Annotated in this window: 16 protein-coding genes; 3 read left to right on the top strand and 13 right to left on the bottom strand. The window is 45.3% G+C overall.

Features of this window, described 5'->3' with window-relative positions; translation table 11 throughout:
• Position 1 precedes the first annotated feature (1 nt).
• Positions 2–598, top strand: coding sequence for a MiaE family protein (locus GO495_RS06310; RefSeq protein ID WP_157298813.1), 597 nt, complete (start codon positions 2–4; stop codon positions 596–598).
• Here the strand turns inward: GO495_RS06310 and GO495_RS06305 are convergent.
• Positions 595–2,823: a patatin-like phospholipase family protein gene (locus GO495_RS06305; RefSeq protein WP_157298812.1), complete on the bottom strand. Its 2,229-nt coding sequence runs from the start codon at positions 2,821–2,823 to the stop codon at positions 595–597. The two genes, GO495_RS06310 and GO495_RS06305, sit on opposite strands and share 4 nt — an antisense overlap.
• 86 nt (positions 2,824–2,909) lie before the next feature.
• Between GO495_RS06305 and GO495_RS06300 the strand changes: the two genes are divergently transcribed.
• Positions 2,910–4,391 (top strand): MFS transporter, encoded by a 1,482-nt coding sequence (locus GO495_RS06300; protein WP_157298811.1) that lies wholly within the window; start codon positions 2,910–2,912, stop codon positions 4,389–4,391.
• Here GO495_RS06300 and GO495_RS06295 read toward each other — a convergent pair.
• From GO495_RS06295 to GO495_RS06265, 7 genes are all read right to left on the bottom strand, one after another.
• Entirely contained in the window at positions 4,378–5,361 is a 984-nt protein-coding gene (locus GO495_RS06295) for a GSCFA domain-containing protein (RefSeq protein ID WP_240915161.1), read from the bottom strand. The genes GO495_RS06300 and GO495_RS06295 overlap by 14 nt on opposite strands.
• Positions 5,358–6,203 carry a hydroxymethylglutaryl-CoA lyase gene (locus GO495_RS06290; RefSeq protein ID WP_157298810.1) on the bottom strand — a complete coding sequence of 282 codons (846 nt, stop codon included), beginning with the start codon at positions 6,201–6,203 and terminating at the stop codon, positions 5,358–5,360. The genes GO495_RS06295 and GO495_RS06290 overlap by 4 nt, the downstream gene beginning before the upstream one ends.
• A 12-nt stretch (positions 6,204–6,215) precedes the next feature.
• Positions 6,216–7,004, bottom strand: coding sequence for a 23S rRNA (guanosine(2251)-2'-O)-methyltransferase RlmB (gene rlmB, locus GO495_RS06285; RefSeq protein ID WP_157298809.1), 789 nt, complete (start codon positions 7,002–7,004; stop codon positions 6,216–6,218).
• Positions 7,005–7,025: 21 nt separating this feature from the next.
• The gene (locus GO495_RS06280; RefSeq protein ID WP_157298808.1) at positions 7,026–7,583 is read right to left on the bottom strand and encodes an NUDIX domain-containing protein; all 558 of its coding nucleotides are present in this window, start codon (positions 7,581–7,583) and stop codon (positions 7,026–7,028) included.
• A gap of 96 nt (positions 7,584–7,679) precedes the next feature.
• Positions 7,680–8,603 carry a GNAT family N-acetyltransferase gene (locus tag GO495_RS06275; protein WP_157298807.1) on the bottom strand — a complete coding sequence of 308 codons (924 nt, stop codon included), beginning with the start codon at positions 8,601–8,603 and terminating at the stop codon, positions 7,680–7,682.
• Positions 8,600–9,490 carry an EamA family transporter gene (locus GO495_RS06270; protein WP_157298806.1) on the bottom strand — a complete coding sequence of 297 codons (891 nt, stop codon included), beginning with the start codon at positions 9,488–9,490 and terminating at the stop codon, positions 8,600–8,602. Before GO495_RS06270 ends, GO495_RS06275 begins: the two co-directional genes overlap by 4 nt.
• A gap of 89 nt (positions 9,491–9,579) precedes the next feature.
• Positions 9,580–10,068 (bottom strand): methylated-DNA--[protein]-cysteine S-methyltransferase, encoded by a 489-nt coding sequence (locus tag GO495_RS06265; protein WP_157298805.1) that lies wholly within the window; start codon positions 10,066–10,068, stop codon positions 9,580–9,582.
• A 66-nt stretch (positions 10,069–10,134) separates the two neighbouring features.
• On the opposite strand from GO495_RS06265, the gene GO495_RS06260 reads away from it, so the two are divergent.
• A complete protein-coding gene (locus GO495_RS06260) occupies positions 10,135–11,562 on the top strand; it encodes an aminotransferase-like domain-containing protein (protein WP_157298804.1) in 1,428 nt (475 codons plus the stop codon).
• On the opposite strand, the gene GO495_RS06255 is transcribed toward GO495_RS06260, so the two are convergent.
• From GO495_RS06255 to GO495_RS06235, 5 genes are read right to left on the bottom strand one after another with little or no spacing between them, the layout of a single operon-like run.
• On the bottom strand, positions 11,559–12,668 hold the full coding sequence (locus GO495_RS06255) for an ABC transporter permease (protein ID WP_157298803.1): 1,110 nt from the start codon (positions 12,666–12,668) through the stop codon (positions 11,559–11,561). The genes GO495_RS06260 and GO495_RS06255 overlap by 4 nt on opposite strands.
• Complete coding sequence (locus GO495_RS06250) at positions 12,665–13,720, bottom strand: ABC transporter permease (protein ID WP_157298802.1); 1,056 nt, start codon at positions 13,718–13,720, stop codon at positions 12,665–12,667. The genes GO495_RS06255 and GO495_RS06250 overlap by 4 nt, the downstream gene beginning before the upstream one ends.
• A gap of 10 nt (positions 13,721–13,730) precedes the next feature.
• Positions 13,731–14,474, bottom strand: a complete 744-nt coding sequence (locus tag GO495_RS06245; RefSeq protein ID WP_157298801.1) for an ABC transporter ATP-binding protein — start codon at positions 14,472–14,474, stop codon at positions 13,731–13,733.
• Positions 14,467–15,369, bottom strand: coding sequence for an ABC transporter ATP-binding protein (locus GO495_RS06240; RefSeq protein WP_157298800.1), 903 nt, complete (start codon positions 15,367–15,369; stop codon positions 14,467–14,469). The genes GO495_RS06245 and GO495_RS06240 overlap by 8 nt, the downstream gene beginning before the upstream one ends.
• The gene (locus tag GO495_RS06235) at positions 15,350–16,261 is read right to left on the bottom strand and encodes an HlyD family secretion protein (protein ID WP_157298799.1); all 912 of its coding nucleotides are present in this window, start codon (positions 16,259–16,261) and stop codon (positions 15,350–15,352) included. The genes GO495_RS06240 and GO495_RS06235 overlap by 20 nt, the downstream gene beginning before the upstream one ends.
• Between the last annotated feature and the right edge of the window lie 5 nt (positions 16,262–16,266).

Below are 16,266 nucleotides of genomic sequence, written 5' to 3'. Positions count from 1 at the left end.
AATGAGTAAGGTATCCATATTAGGGCTCCAGTTACCTACTGATCCACGCTGGGTAAACCTGGCAGAGATTTCCCTGGAAGAAGTACTGACAGATCATGCTTTTTGTGAACAGAAAGCGGCTACTTCCTGTATTTCCCTTATTCAGCGATATCCTGATAAAAGTATGCTGGTAGAGGAACTGGCGCCTATTGTTACCGAAGAATGGGGGCATTTCCGGCAGGTACTGGCCGAAATGAAAAAACGTGGATATACCTTAGGAAAACAACGCAAAGACGCCTATGTGAACGCCTTAATGCTCCATCAGAATAAAGGCGGTGACCCGGCATCCGTATTACTGGACAGGCTGCTTATTTTTGCCCTGATAGAAGCGAGAAGCTGTGAACGGTTCAGGTTATTAAGCGAAGGACTGGAAGATGATTATCTCCGCGAATTTTACCGTAAATTCATGATATCAGAAGCAGGACATTACCGGCTGTTCATAGACCTGGCAAATGAATATTTACCGGAAGACAAAGTAAAGACCCGCTGGGCGGAATGGCTGAAAATAGAAGCAGAGATCATCACCGGACTGGAAGTACGGGGCGACAGAATGCACTAAAAATTAAACCCGATATTCACGTACACCCTCAACCGGCCATCCTGGTCGGAATGCATCACAGAACCTTCAATAGGCCCCATAAAAGTGGAATATCCCATCGTTAAACCATAACCGGTAAGGTGTTTGTATTTCTCAGAAACACTACCGGAGAAGTCGTACAATGCTCCTCCTACCTTAGGAATAGCAAAGATGTTACGCGTCAGCTCATATTGCCAGGCCAGTTGTACCGTGGCAGCGCTGGAAGTAACGACCTCTCCTTCTAAAAGTCCTATAAACGGTAACTGGTTGCGCATCACGTTATTCAGTCCACCAATCATAAAGGCGTTAATAGGCCCCTGGTTATGGTTGAAGTTGATACCACTGCCACCCGCAAATTGTATGGAGCTTTTATAACTGAGCGGGAAATTATACTTCACCTGTATCGTAGCCCGCTGATAATCATTAAAAGACAGATCGGAAGTGCTTACCGGTACTTCAACACCATCATGGAAAACACGGTAACCGGGATGCTGGTTATAGATCCAGCCGGTCTCCGCGTGCAGGTCTACCCCACTGCGCGGATATATTTTCCGGTCGAGGGAATTCATCCCGAAATAGAAATAAGAGTTAAGCTGATTACCATTACCACGCACTACCTCATCTCCGGCATACCGGGGATTGACATTCAGGAACTCCCAGCGGGTCCCTAAACCCATTGCCATAATACTGTTAAAGGTATACTGCATGTGGATGTCCGTACTGAGATATCTGCTGTGGTATTGGTCCCTGGCATTAAAATCTTCATACAAGGTCATCGCATTATCTTCATAATTAACCCCCAAACCCAGACCGAAATTCCGTTTAGGACCAAGATATTTGAAATACGCTGCTTCAAGACGCGGATTCTCACTGATAGCCACGGTAAGGTATGCACGGGAGTTAGGTACGATGAAATTCCTTTGGGTGATATTGACGATCGCACTGGCATTGGTAAAACTGTTATACTGCAATGCGAACTTTACATAAGTCAGCGGATTCTCTTCAACATTGACACTCATGCTGTTCTTATTATCAATTTCAGGATGCAGCTCGTACGTAATCATCTTATAAAAACGGGTACCGAATACATTTAATACAGATTCCTTGATCTGCTCCGCCGTATAACAACCACCAGGTTGCAACCCTAATCTCCCCCTGAAAAACTTCTCATCAGAATGCACCAGCCCTGTTACACGGATAGTGGTCAGTTCGATATCAGGTGTAAAAGGCAGCCTGTTCTTCTCCGGTGGTGGTGTGGAATATAATGCGTTCAGAGAATCGGCCAGGTGTTTGAAGACAGGATACATCTCCGCTCCTTTGCGCCTTCCCGTTTCAATAATAGAATCGATACTGTTAAAACTGGCGGCGGAATAGTTTTCCAGGTTGTGGTGGATGTAAATATCACACTGCGCCCTTTCTTTAGGAAAGTCTTCCGCATCTTTATAAAAGCCTAACTGATAAAGGATATCTAATGGTGTGATGAGCTGTTCTGCTTTTCTCAATCCCCCTGCCACATTAGACCCTATCACAATATCAGCCCCCATTTCTTTAGCGGTAAGCACCGGAAAGTTGCGTACCACTCCACCATCTACCAGTTTCTTATTCCCTATTTTAACCGCAGTAAAAATAGAAGGAATGGCCATACTGGCACGGATAGCCGTGACGATATTCCCGGAATCCAGGGTCACGATATCACCGGTGGTCACATCTGTGGCTATACATTTAAAAGGAATATTGAATTTTGAGAAGTCGGTCTGATTTTTCATAGGCCAGCAAAGCCGCGCCAGTTCCAGCCATAACTGTTCTCCGGATATCACGCCCGAAGCCAGTTTAGGCTTTCCGTACTCAAAAGGGATCTCGATAATGTATTTATTGTATTCCGGTTTTTCCTCGTAAGAGATATCTGTGAGTACAGGCTGATTGGAGAAGAGATTGTTCCAATCCAGTTGTTTAGCCATCTTTTCAATCGTATCCCCGGAATAACCCATGGCATACAATGAACCCACGATACTACCCATACTGGTACCGGTAACATAATCTATTTTCAGGCCGGCGCTGTCCAATGCCTCCAGGATACCGATATGTGCCAGACCTTTCGCTCCCCCTCCACTTAATGTCAAACCTATTTTGGGCCGCACCTGAGCCTGGAGCAGCGCAGGATAGATAAATCCCAGTAACAAACAAAATAAAGCCCGTCTTATGCGCATAATGTCCCTTGTTATGATGCCATCAATAAAGTTAATAATATTTATATGTTTTTTACTATATTATGCCACTTTTCCAATTTCCACATATGAAAGACAACAAAGTACAAAGCATCTGGCAGGTAATCCTCGCCTCTTCCGCAGGTACACTCATCGAATGGTATGATTTTTACATCTTCGGGAGCCTTGCATTTATTATCTCTGAAAAATTCTTTCCCCCCAGTAATCCCGGTCTGGCATACATCGCTACCCTGGCTACGTTTGCTGTAGGGTTTATTGTGCGTCCTTTCGGAGCAATTGTTTTCGGACGTCTCGGAGATATTACCGGCCGTAAACATACCTTCCTGCTTACTTTGCTGATCATGGGCGGCTCTACGTTTGCCATAGGACTGGTCCCCGGCTATCATAGTATCGGTTATTTAGCGCCGGTTATTGTGCTGATACTAAGATTATTACAGGGATTGGCCCTGGGTGGTGAATATGGTGGCGCGGCGACTTATGTGGCGGAACATTCCCCGCATGATAAACGCGGGTATTATACCAGCTTTATACAAACCACGGCAACCCTGGGGTTGTTCATCTCCCTGGCCGTGATACTTATTACACGTACCAGCATGACACCGGAAGATTTTAACAGTTGGGGATGGCGTATTCCTTTCTGGTTATCGATCGTACTGGTGATAATGTCTTATTATATACGTATCCGTCTGAAGGAATCTCCGTTGTTTACACGATTGAAGGAATCCGGACAAACATCCAAAAATCCCATTAAAGAGAGTTTTGGTAAGAAAGAGAATTTGAAACTGGTACTGTTGGCACTGTTTGGCGCAGCTATGGGTCAGGGCGTTATCTGGTATACCGGTCAGTTCTACGCACTCTCTTTCCTGCAGAAAACCATGCGGATAGAGTTTATACAGTCTAATGTGATCATCGCCATCGCATTGTTACTGGGCGCTCCTTTCTTTATTTACTTCGGTAAGTTATCTGATAAAATAGGACGTAAAAAGATCATGATGACAGGGATGCTGATCGCCGCCCTGGGCTACTACCCTATTTATGCGGGCATGGATTACATTGCGGACCTTAGCAAAAAAACGGAGAACACCGGTCAGTATGCGATAGAGAGCAACATCAGTCGCAACAAGGATATGCAGAATATTGAACGCACCATTAAAACCAGGGTGTTCACTGACGGTACTAAAGAATTAGAAACGATCACCACCGTAGATGGGAAAGCGGATTCTAAAAAGGAAGTAGTAGTAAGTACCAGGAACGTAATCCTGCTGATATTACTGGTATTTATACAGGTACTTTTTGTGACAATGGTCTACGGCCCTATTGCAGCATTTTTAGTAGAACTGTTCCCGACGCGCATCAGGTATACTTCCATGTCCTTACCTTATCATATTGGTAACGGGGTTTTCGGGGGATTACTGCCCACTATCTCCACCATACTGGTTACGGAAACGAATCATCACCTGGCTGGGTTGATTTATCCTATCGGGATTGCATTGATATGCTTTGCAATAGGGATGGTATATATAAAGGATTATATGATCAATAAAGATTAAAATAAGCGGATTCTTTTTCCAGTTTCAGATAAGGGTGCTGTTCCAACAGTACCCTTGTTTTTTTGGCATACGTTTGTAGAAACTGTTGATGCTGCGGGCTTTTCGGGTTAAAAGGCCGGTGTGCCATGGCCCGCTGAAGATCTTCAATAGCGGGAAGTAGTTTTTGCCCTTCGGGCGATAAACAGCTATTGGTAAAATGCTCCCATACATAATTGACAGCCGTCTCATTGGGATGTACCAGATCATCTTTATAAAACCGGTAATCCCTTAAATCATCTAACACCAGTTCATAAGCCGGGAAATAAAACAAGCGGTTAAATTTATTTACAAGATGATGGACCGCCTGTAACAATACGGCCTTACTTAAATTATTCTCCACTACCCCATCGCGGACATAACGTACCGGGCTGACTGTAAACATGATCTTGATGTCCTTATTCCTGAAGAACAGGCGGTGCATCATGTTATCCAGAGCGGTGATAACATCCTGCGGAGAGAGGAGTTTTTTATGGAAGGAGGATGCCGGTACTTTATGACAGTTTCCCACCATCCGGTTATTGTCTTTTAAGGTGTAAGCATGCGCACAGCCGAAAGTGATGAATAGCCAGTCAGCCTTCTCAATTCTTTCAGCCGCAGCCGCGGCAGCGGTATTGATGTTTAACAGTGTTTCTTCAGCAGATAAAGCGGAGAAACGGCTGTGATGGTCCCAGCTATGCCATAGGTCATTATGCTGGAATAAGTCTTCCGTAGTATATTGTTTACCGTCCAGGTAACGCTGTAAAGCTTCGGTGATGCTGATGGGGTTATATAATATCCCATGAGGGTTTACCAGTGCATCGAAGTGAAACTGTTGCAGTCGTTCCCCTATTTCTTCCGCAAAACAAGACCCCATCAGTAATAACTGATCCCGATATTGTATGGGTGTTGAAATCGGTTCTACCGGAAAAGTAAGGCGAAAGTTGCTCATCATATAAAAATACGTTCTGCTATCTGCTGGGCTGCCGTTAACGCAGCTATATCCAGTTTCAGTGCTTCATGCTGTCTCACGCAATAGTCCAGCAGGTTTTCAGTCGCCAGGTTCCCTACCAGTTCGTCCTTAGCCATAGGGCAGCCACCGATACCTTTGATCGCACTGTCGAAGCGACGGCAGCCCTGTTCATAAGCCGCCGCCACCTTCTCTTCCCAGTTATACGGAGCAGAGTGGAAATGCGCCCCGAATTCTACAGTAGGATAAGCAGGTATCAGGCTGGCAAATAAGCGGGTGATAACATCCGGAGTAGCCACACCTACCGTATCCGCGAGGGAAATGGTATGGATGTTCATTTTCACCAGTTCATCTACCCATTGCAAAGCAACCGCTTCATCATAAGGGTCTCCGTAAGGATTCCCGAAGCCCATAGAGATATAGACCACCAGTTGTTTGCTGTTTTTGATGCACAGTTCCTGCAGACTGTCTACCAGTTCCAGTGAATCGGCGATCGTTTTATTGGTATTCCTTAACTGGAATGTTTCTGAGATAGAGAAAGGATAACCCAGGTAATCTATTTCATCGAATACTACCGCTTCTTCCGCCCCGCGCTGGTTGGCCACTATAGCCAGCAGTTTACTCCTGGAACCTGCCCGTTTAAGACGGGGGATCACCAAAGCCGTATCTGCCATCTGCGGGATGGCTTTAGGAGATACGAAACTGCCGCAGTCGAGGGTATCAAACCCTACCTTCAGCAAAGCGTTGAGGTAACTGATTTTATCTTCCGTGCTAATGGGGCTATGCCAGCCCTGCATAGCATCGCGTGGACATTCGATGAGTTTCATGTATGAAATGATTTAAATACCTCTCTGCTTCATCGCCTCGTACAGGATAATACCGGCAGCCACAGATACGTTGAAAGATTCAAAGTTGCCGCTCATAGGAATATGGAACAGGTGGTCCGATGCTTTCAGCAAAGCAGGATACACCCCTTTATCCTCAGAACCCATAATAATGGCCACAGGCTCCTGGAACGGACAATCATACAACTTCATTTCTGCTTCCATTTCACTGGCTATCACCTTGATACCGTTCAGGTGCAGGGTATCTATCGCTTTCAGCAGGCTGTTGACCCGGCATACGGAAATCTTTTCCAGTGCCCCTGCCGATGATTTAATCGCTTCTTCGTTGAGGGCAGCAATCCCTTTGTCGGGTATGATGATCGCCTGTGCACCGCAACAAACAGCACTACGGGCAATGGCCCCTATATTACGCACGTCCGTGATACTGTCCAGGATCAGGAACAGGGGTACTTGTCCCTGGTCGGTCACATGGGAGATCACGTCCTGTAAATCGAGATAATTGATGTGGCCAGTGATGGCAATCACGCCCTGGTGATTAAAGGAAGTTAACCCATTGAGTTTCTCTGCGGGTACACTATTGATGGGGATATTATTCTCTGCAGCCAGTTGCTGGATCAGCGGGATGATATCTCCGCTGGCGCCACGTAACATATAAATACGCTCAATCGCCTTGCCCGATTTGATAGCCTCTACTACAGGCTGACGGCCGATTACCATTGATGATGCTTTCGGTCTTGGCGCATGCTGCCGGGCCCCGGCAGACTTAAATCTTCTTTGTTCCATTGGCGCAAAGATAACGCTAAATCAAATCTCTCCTTCCAGCAGCATCAGTTTTACCTTCTGGATGGCTGTAATAGAGAGCGAGTCCGTGATCTCATGGTCCTTCACCATCTGGTAAGCCGTATCAAAAGGGACCTTTTTGATGAATAACTGCTCTGTTTCTTCCGGCTCGGCCGTACGCTGTTCCAGGTGACGGGCCAGGTACACCACGCCGGCTTCATCAGAAACGGAATTGGAAAGGTGAATGCGGACAATGGGCTGCCAGCTTTGGGCAACCAGACCGGTTTCCTCCAGCAGCTCTCTTTTGGCAGTATCCAGGGTATCTTCTCCCAGCGGACCACCACCTTCGGGAATTTCCCAGCTAAACTGTTCCAGGGGAAAACGGTATTGCCCTACCAGGTAAATATGATGGGCTTCGTCCAGGGCCACTACGCCAACGGCCGCATTTTTGAAATGTACTACGCCATAAATGCCAGGGCCCCCGGCCGGGTTCAATACCTGATGTTCAGTAACACTGATCCAGTTATTATCATATTTCTTATCACTGGAGAGGATAGTCCAGGGGTTGTGTCTGATGTCCATGCCACAAATATAAAAAAATAACCGCCTCCGGGATTAACCGGAGACGGTGTCAACCAGATGTACGGCGGTAAATACCTTTGTTCATCATACCTAAATCTAAATCGTATCTTTTGTAATTACTTTCAATTGTTGAAGATGATGTTTTAAATGTTCCACATAGTCAGTCACCAGGAACAATAATGTTACAGGTGCGCGATCGCTGATCTTACACTGATGCTGGAGCTTAGTCGCTGGTATAGTACGTATAGTTATCGACAGGTGCTTATTAAACCCTGCCCATAGATTTATTAAATTGTGCCAGCCCATATGCTGCCATGCTTGTCCCCTTACCCAAAAATCCTGATCGTATCCAGGTATTTCCAGCAAAGATATTTGTTGTGATCTTATAAAACGAGTGTTATTATTAATTCCTGAGTCAATCAGATGCCCAATGATCTCTTTTGCACTCCACTTCCCTCTCTCCGGACGCTCTGCTGCAGCGGATTCAGGCACTTGTTCGAGTAGTGGAAAAATTTCTTCCACAATTTTTAATAATTCATCCGCAGCGGCATAATGAACATTCTCTTCTTCTCTTGAGATCTCCATTTTTATATTACTCCGCTGATACCTTTCCGCTTCCAGGGGGATCTCCCTGAAGCCCAGGCGCTGATATAACTTAATGGCAGGTACCAGTTTGGTATTGGAATACAGGATAACTTTTTTAAATCCCATCTCCCATGCCAGCCTTATAATATGTGTGGCCAGCTCCGCTCCTATCCCCTTGCCCTGGAAGGCTTCATCTACCGCCATCTTTGTCATTTCCACTGTTTCACCGTCTATTTTTTTCAGGGCTACGGTACCGGCTATATCGGAACCGATAGCAGCAAAAATAATGGTGCCTCCTGTATTGATAATATACTCGTCCGCATGTTCCAGTACATCCAGGTCCACAGGTTCCAGCGTAAAGTATTTTCTTATCCAGTGTTTGTTCAGTCTTTCGAAATCCGGTAAATATTCCGGAGAATACGTTAAGATTTTCATGCTACCTGTTTATTACGGCTTACCGCCAGTTTTACAATGTATACGCCTGTCAAGGTAACCAGACTGGAAATCACGGTAATCCAGTTGATATGTTCTTTGAGGATCAGCCATCCCAGCAACACCGCTACGATCGGATTAATATAGGCGTATACGGAAGCCAGTGACGGAGGCAGGTTATTCAGCACAAATACATAGGCTGAATATCCCAGTATAGATCCTATAAAGATCAGATAGATCAGGCTGCCCCATAATTCAACGCCTTCCCCGCCTGAAGGGAACGGATGCCCCATCAGCAATGCCGTGATCACCATCACGATACCACTGAATAACATCTGGAAACCCGCGCCGTACAAGAAGTTCACCTTCAGCGCCCAGCGGGTGGTAAGTACCGAACCCAATGCCCAGCTCACGCAGGCGATAAGCGTAAGGATAATACCCAACCGGAATTCGGGGTTCATCAGACTGGCCAGGTAATCGTAGAAGATGCCACCTACGCCGAGAAAGCCTATCAGCATACCCACCAGCAGTAAGACGGACAAACGGCTTCTCTCCACCAGGAAGTAACTGAATATGGTAATCCAGATCGGTACCGTTGCCACGATGATAGCGCATAAACCACTGGGAATATATTGCATGGCCCAGGTAATGAGCCCATTACTGAGACATAACATCATTACACCTATTACGAATAAACGGGACAGGATAATTTTATCCGGCAGCTTATATCCTTTCAATAAAAAGAAAGCCGTTAATAAAATACCTGCGGTCGTCTGACGCAGACCAGCCAGCATCAGGCCATGTGTATGTCTGACACCTATTCTGGATGCCAGGTAAGTGGTACCCCAGAAAAAACTAACTATTATTAACGCTAAATATGCCTTTTTCATATACTTAAAATAAGAACACAAAATTGGCACTAATAACGCAGATAAAACAGATTCAGTTTTGTAATTTTAGACCAGATCAGATTTAGATGTTAGAACAACAGGTTACTGCCGTATTTATGTTTCATCTCATGTTCCAGCAACCATTTCTTTCTCCAAAGGCCACCACCATAACCAGTTAAAGAGCCATCACTGCCAATCACCCGGTGACAGGGCACCACAATGGCCAGATTGTTCTTACCATTGGTAGTACCAACGGCACGGATACTGCCGGGATTATTGATCCGTTTTGCCAGTGTGAGATAAGTGATAGTATGTGCGTAGGGAATGGCTGTCAGTTGTTGCCACACAGTTTGTTGAAACACCGTACCTGTTTGTTCCATGGGAAAAGTGAAGATGCGCAGGCTACCGGCGAAATATGCTTCCAGCTCTTCTGTACAAAGGCGGAAAATATCAGGAAGGGGCCCCTGTTCGGGGACAATACCTTCTTTAAAAGACAGTACATTAATAGCAGTGGCAGTGCCACGCAGGGTTAAAGGGCCAACAGGGGAAGGTATGATATGGGTATATATTTCCATCATCCAACTAAATTACAAAAAACAGATTCATTTTCTGTACTTTTGACCAGATCAGATAATTTTTTACCTATGTTAAAAACAGCAGAACATCTTTATCTTCAGATAGCTGACAAGCTGGAACTACTGATTTCAAAAGAAGTATTAAAGACGGGAGATAAACTGCCTTCTGTACGCACCATGAGCGAAGAACAGGGTGTGAGCATGAGTACTGCCTTCCAGGCATATTATCACCTGGAAGGGAAAGGACTGATAGAATCCAGGCCCAAATCGGGCTATTACGTGATCTTTTGTGCACGTCGCCTGCCGGATATGCCGCAGAAATGTGAGGCGGTCAAAAAGCCGGAAGAAGTGACCGTGCATGATATGATCTCCAAAATGTTCGTGCAGGCTTCCAATAATGAAATACTGAAATTCTCTTCTGCCGTACCACTGGCATCGCTGTTACCTACCGCCAAGTTATCCAAAGCCATGATACAGGCCATGCGGAATACAGATGCGGCAGGACTGGGATACGAATCCACCCAGGGTAATGAAAACCTGCGCAGGCAGATAGCGCGTATGTCTATCCTATGGGGTGGTGCTGTAAGTGAAGAAGATATCATCACCACATCAGGATGTATAGATGCACTGCACCTCTGTCTCTCTGCGACTACACAACCGGGAGATACCATCGCGATTGAAAGTCCGGCGTATTTCGGTACCCTGCAACTGGCTGAAAGCCTGGGACTGAAAGTACTGGAAGTCCCTACTCATCCGGCTACAGGCGTGGACCTGGAATATCTGGACAAAGCCATTCCCCGCTTTAAGATCAAAGCCTGTGTATTCGTGACTAATTTCAATAATCCATTAGGCGCTTGTATGCCTGATTCACATAAACAGGAACTGGTACGACTGCTGGAGAAATATGATATTCCGCTGATAGAAGATGATATATACGGGGATATGTATTTTGGAAAAGAAAGACCGTCTGTATGTAAAACGTTTGATAAAAGCGGACTGGTACTGTTATGTAATTCCTTCTCCAAAGCGCTTGCTCCGGGATTTCGTGTAGGCTGGACACTTCCCGGCCGTTATAAAGACAAAGTACTGCAACTGAAACGTACCCGCTCTATTTCCTGTGCTTCTTTGCCAGGGGCCGCTATCGCTCATTTTTTAGAGAATGACCGCTATGAGCATCATCTGCGGAATACCCGTAAAGCCTTGCATACACAGTATTTACGGCATTTGCAGGCGGTAACGGATTACTTCCCCGAAGATATCTGTATCACCCGTCCGCAAGGCGGTTTTGTGCTCTGGATAGAGTTAAATCAAAAGATCAATACGTTTGAACTGTACGACCAGGCGCTAAAACATAAAGTGTCTTTTGCTCCCGGCCGCATCTTCTCTTTACAGGAAAGATATGGCAACTGCCTGCGCATCAGTTATGGTAATCCCTGGAGTAAACAAGTGGAAGATGGTATTAAAACAATAGGACGGTTAATTAAAAAAATGAGTTAAGCCGTTTTCCGGTAGTTCAATATTGCCCATCCATTCAGTATTATTGCAAAAACGATCTCTATCAGCAGGGGTATTTTGATATCATTGAACCCGCTGCCTTTCAGTACGATCATCCTCATCACATCTATGAAATAGGTGACAGGTGATAACCGGGCTATTACTTTCCCCCATACCGGCATATTATCTACAGAAATAAACAATCCGCTCATCAGGATAAAAATGATGATGAAGAAAAACGCCACAAACATCGCCTGTAACTGCGTATCGCTGTAAGTGGATATCAACAGTCCAAAGCCCAGCATAGCTACCAGGTAAACGGACAGGAAGCCATATAACAGGAACAGGTTCCCCACAGGGATAATACCGTATACCAATCGCGCTATCAGCAATCCTATCGTAAAATCTATCATACCGATAATCCAGAAAGGGATCATCTTTCCCATGATAAATTCCCATTTCTTTACAGGTGTTACATTGATCTGCTCTATCGTTCCTACCTCTTTCTCTCTTACTATATTTAAAGCCGCCACAAAACCACATACCATTGTTACCAGTATCACCAATATCCCCGGTACCATGTAAATACGGTAATTCAGATAAGGATTGAACCAGTCGGAAGAACGGATATCTATTCCTGTATTTGCCTGTTGCGGGAGTAACTTCATTCTTATCTCACTGTTAAAATCTGCTAAAATGGTATTGAGATAAGAGCTGCCTAATCCTGCTTTGGTACCATTGATGGCATCAGCAGCCAGGTAAACAGGTCCTGCTCCTTCTTTAATTAACTGCTCTTCGAAATTTGCCGGTATTTCTATGATGATATCTGCTTCTTCACTTTCAATCTGTTTCATTGCTTCCGGAAAAGAAGCGGTGTTAGCGGTGATACGGAAATATCCTGAAGAACCTATTTTAGCCAGTAATTGCTGAGAGTAACCGGAATGATCATGATCTATGACGGCCAGGTTGATGTTCTTTACATCAAAGTTAGCGGCCAGTGGCATGATCAGCAACTGGATCACCGGCATGATAAAGATCACAGGGAGTAACCCTTTATCCCGGAAGATCTGTTTAAACTCCTTCTCCAACAGAAATCTTAATGTTCTCATGCCAAACGGATTTTAAAACGCTTAATACTGATAGTGAGCAGGGTGACGGTCATACCCGCCAATACCAGTGTTTGTTTCCAGACAGCCCAGAATCCCAGTCCTTTTAACATCACCGCCTTTACAATGAAATAGTACCAGCGGGAAGGAATGAAGTTAGAGATGATCCGCAAAGGCAGGGGCATATTTTCCAGGGGGAAGATAAAGCCCGTAAAGAGGATCGTAGGCAGCATCATACCCATCATTGATATCAGCATAGCTGTTTGCTGGGATTGTGTCACAGAAGAGATTAAAAGGCCCAAAGAAAGGCAGCTGATGATGAACAACGAGCTTTCCGCGAATAATAGTAACAGGCTGCCCCTGATAGGTACATCTAATACGAATACGCTCAGTAATAAGATCAGGATGAAATCCAGTAATGATAAAACGAGATACGGGACCGCCTTTGCCAGTACTACATAAGTAGGGTTAAAGGGGGATACCAGCAGTATTTCCATGGTACCATTTTCCTTTTCACGGACAATGGAGACAGATGTTAATGTGGTACAGATGATCATCAGTACCAGGGCGATTACACCGGGAACGAAGTTCATAGAGCCGTTCAGGGAAGGGTTGTACAGCATTCTTGTAACCGGGATAATCTGGTAAGGCTGCGCTGAAGGTGGCTGTATAATAGCTGTTAAGTAGTTCGTTAATGTTTTAGCGGTATTAGGATCTGATGCATCTGCAACGATCTGGATGCGCTTTTCGTTTTCGAAGTCTGCCGGGAACACGACCGCACACCGGATATTCCCTCTTTTAAAAGCAGCTTCAATATCTTCTCCGGGGTCTATATCGAAGTAGGTACTGGCATTGATCTTTGCGATCAGTTGCTGCGAAGCAGCATCCTTTGCCTGATCTACCACGATGATCTTTGCATTCTTTACCTCTGTCGTCAACGCATAACCGAATAACAAAATCTGCATGGTCGGTAATCCGAACAGGATCAGCAATGTTCTTCTGTCGCGGAAAACGTGGTAAAACTCTTTTCTGACAAATACCAGGAATTGTTTCATGGGTGTTAGTTTAATCGGCCGAACGTTTAGCGCCTCTTGCCAATGCATAAAATACTTCGTCCATCGTCTCTGCCCTGTATCGCTGTTTCAGGCTGGCAGGTGTATCCAGCGCATCTATACGTCCATCTACCATGATAGAGATACGGTTGCAGTATTCCGCCTCATCCATGTAATGCGTGGTAACGAACACCGTGATACCACTGTCCGCAGCTTCGTATATCAAATCCCAGAATTGTCGGCGGGTAACAGGATCTACACCACCGGTGGGTTCATCCAGGAATACTATTTTAGGCTGATGGATGATAGCGACAGAGAAAGCGAGTTTCTGTTTCCAGCCTAACGGGAGTTCTCCCACCATTTTCTTTGATTCACCCTGCAACCCCAGTTTATTGATCAGCCCCTCTCCTTTTTCTTTTAACTCCCCGTTTGTTAATCCATAGATACCACCATAGAAACGGATATTTTCTTTTACGGTCAGGTTTTCATACAGAGAGAACTTCTGACTCATATATCCTATATTCTTCTTGATGGATTCCTGTTTGGTGAATACATCGTAACCAGCTACGGCAGCTTCTCCTGAAGTAGGGTAAGATAGTCCGCACAACATACGCATAGCGGTAGTCTTACCGGCGCCATTGGCGCCGAGGAAACCGAATATTTCCCCTGTATTTACCTCAAAGGAGATATTGTCTACGGCGACGAAATCACCGAAGCGTTTTGTTAATCCTTTACAGGTGATCGCTTTTTCATTCATGTTTTAAGAGTAATCGGATAAAACAATCTTCAATACCAGGCGCTACTTTTTTAATAATAACATCCGTATGCCCCTTTACGTACCCGGCTAATGCATTTTCGCTGATGCCTGATACGTGCAGGTATTCCCCGAAGGCATAACAACTGGCATATTGTCTTATGTCCTTTAACAACTGGTGCATGTTCGCAGATTTCACCGCATATAACTCATCCGGGTAAGCGTGTTTAATAGCCGCGGGCGTATCTATAGATAAAATACTGCCGCTTTGCATCAAAGCGATCCGCTCACAGAGGTCTGCTTCGTCCATATAAGGCGTGGATACAACGATAGTGATACCCTGTTGTTTTAAACGTTGCAGCATCTCCCAGAATTCCTTTCTTGATACCGCATCCACCCCGGTAGTAGGTTCATCCAGGAACAATACTTCCGGACGATGGATAAGCGCGCAGCACAATGCCAGTTTCTGTTTCATCCCACCCGACAGTTTACCCGCCCTTCTTGTTTTAAAAGGAGCTATCTGTTCATAGATCTCCTTTATCATTGAATAGTTCTCCTTAACAGTGGTACCAAATAAAGTAGCAAAGAAGTGCAGGTTTTCTTCCACTGTTAAATCCTGGTACAAAGAGAATTTACCGGGCATATATCCCACCCGTTTTCTGATCTCCCTGTAATCCTTTACTACATCATATCCATCAACTGTAGCCACACCTGCATCTGCCAGTAACAAAGTAGTGAGAATGCGGAAGATCGTGGATTTACCAGCCCCGTCGGGGCCGATCAATCCAAACAGTTCTCCGTGTTTTACCGAGAAAGAGAGGTCCTTTACGGCAGTCGTTTCCCCGTACGTTTTAGTAATGTTAGTCAGTATGACGGCGTCAGAACTTTGTTGTGGCATACATCCCTATTTTAAGATACCCATCATTCGGTACTCTTATCTTAATTGCGTAAACCAGGTTGGCACGATCGTCTTTTGTCTGGATACTTTTAGGTGTGAACTCCGATTTATCCGCTACCTGGTAAATCACGCCTTTGTATGTTTTAGTATCGGTAGTCACCTGTACAGTTTGTCCCAGTTTGATCAGCGGCAACTGCCCACCGGTGATATAGGCTTTCAATGTCAGCGTATCCAGGTCTGCTATTTTATACAAGGCCTTACCGGTAGCGGTCATTTCTCCTTCCAGCGCATAACGGGCCAACACCGTACCTGAAAGAGGGTTGACGATCACACCTTTCCTGATCTGGTCATCATATTGCGCTATAGCCTTTTCCAGCGGATTCTTTTCACTCAGCACACTGCGGTTCTGGGTAGCCACGTTGGTAGAGCTGACCGTTAACTGCTGTCTTGTAACATTCATTGATTGCTGCAACTGATCCACCTGTGCATTGATATCATCCAGTTGTTTAGGCGTAGCAGCATCTGCTTTCACCAGGTTCACGGTCCGTTGCTGTTCATGCAGCAGTTGTTTCATCTGAGCTTCCTGCACGGCCAGTTGTTTCTTCACCAGCAGCAGCTGGGGTTGCACATCGGCTGTTTTTTCGCCCAATGCCATAATGGATGCTTTTACCTGTTCTTTCTGCAGGGTGATGCCTGTTACATCGATCTGTCCGACTACAGCCCCTTTGTGTAAGGTATCACCCTCTTTCACTATAAAGGAAAGCAGTTGTCCATTCTGTTGTGCAGATACGATCACTTCGTCTGCTTCAAAATAACCGGAGGCATCCCCTTCATCCTTTTTACCGGAGCAGGAAGCCAGGAACAGGAGCATAATAAATAATGTGTGTTTCATATGCG

Origin of the sequence: Chitinophaga oryziterrae, from assembly GCF_009758125.1 — a bacterium.
GTDB classification, from domain to species: domain Bacteria; phylum Bacteroidota; class Bacteroidia; order Chitinophagales; family Chitinophagaceae; genus Chitinophaga; species Chitinophaga oryziterrae.
This window is presented reverse-complemented; position numbering and strand designations above follow the sequence as displayed.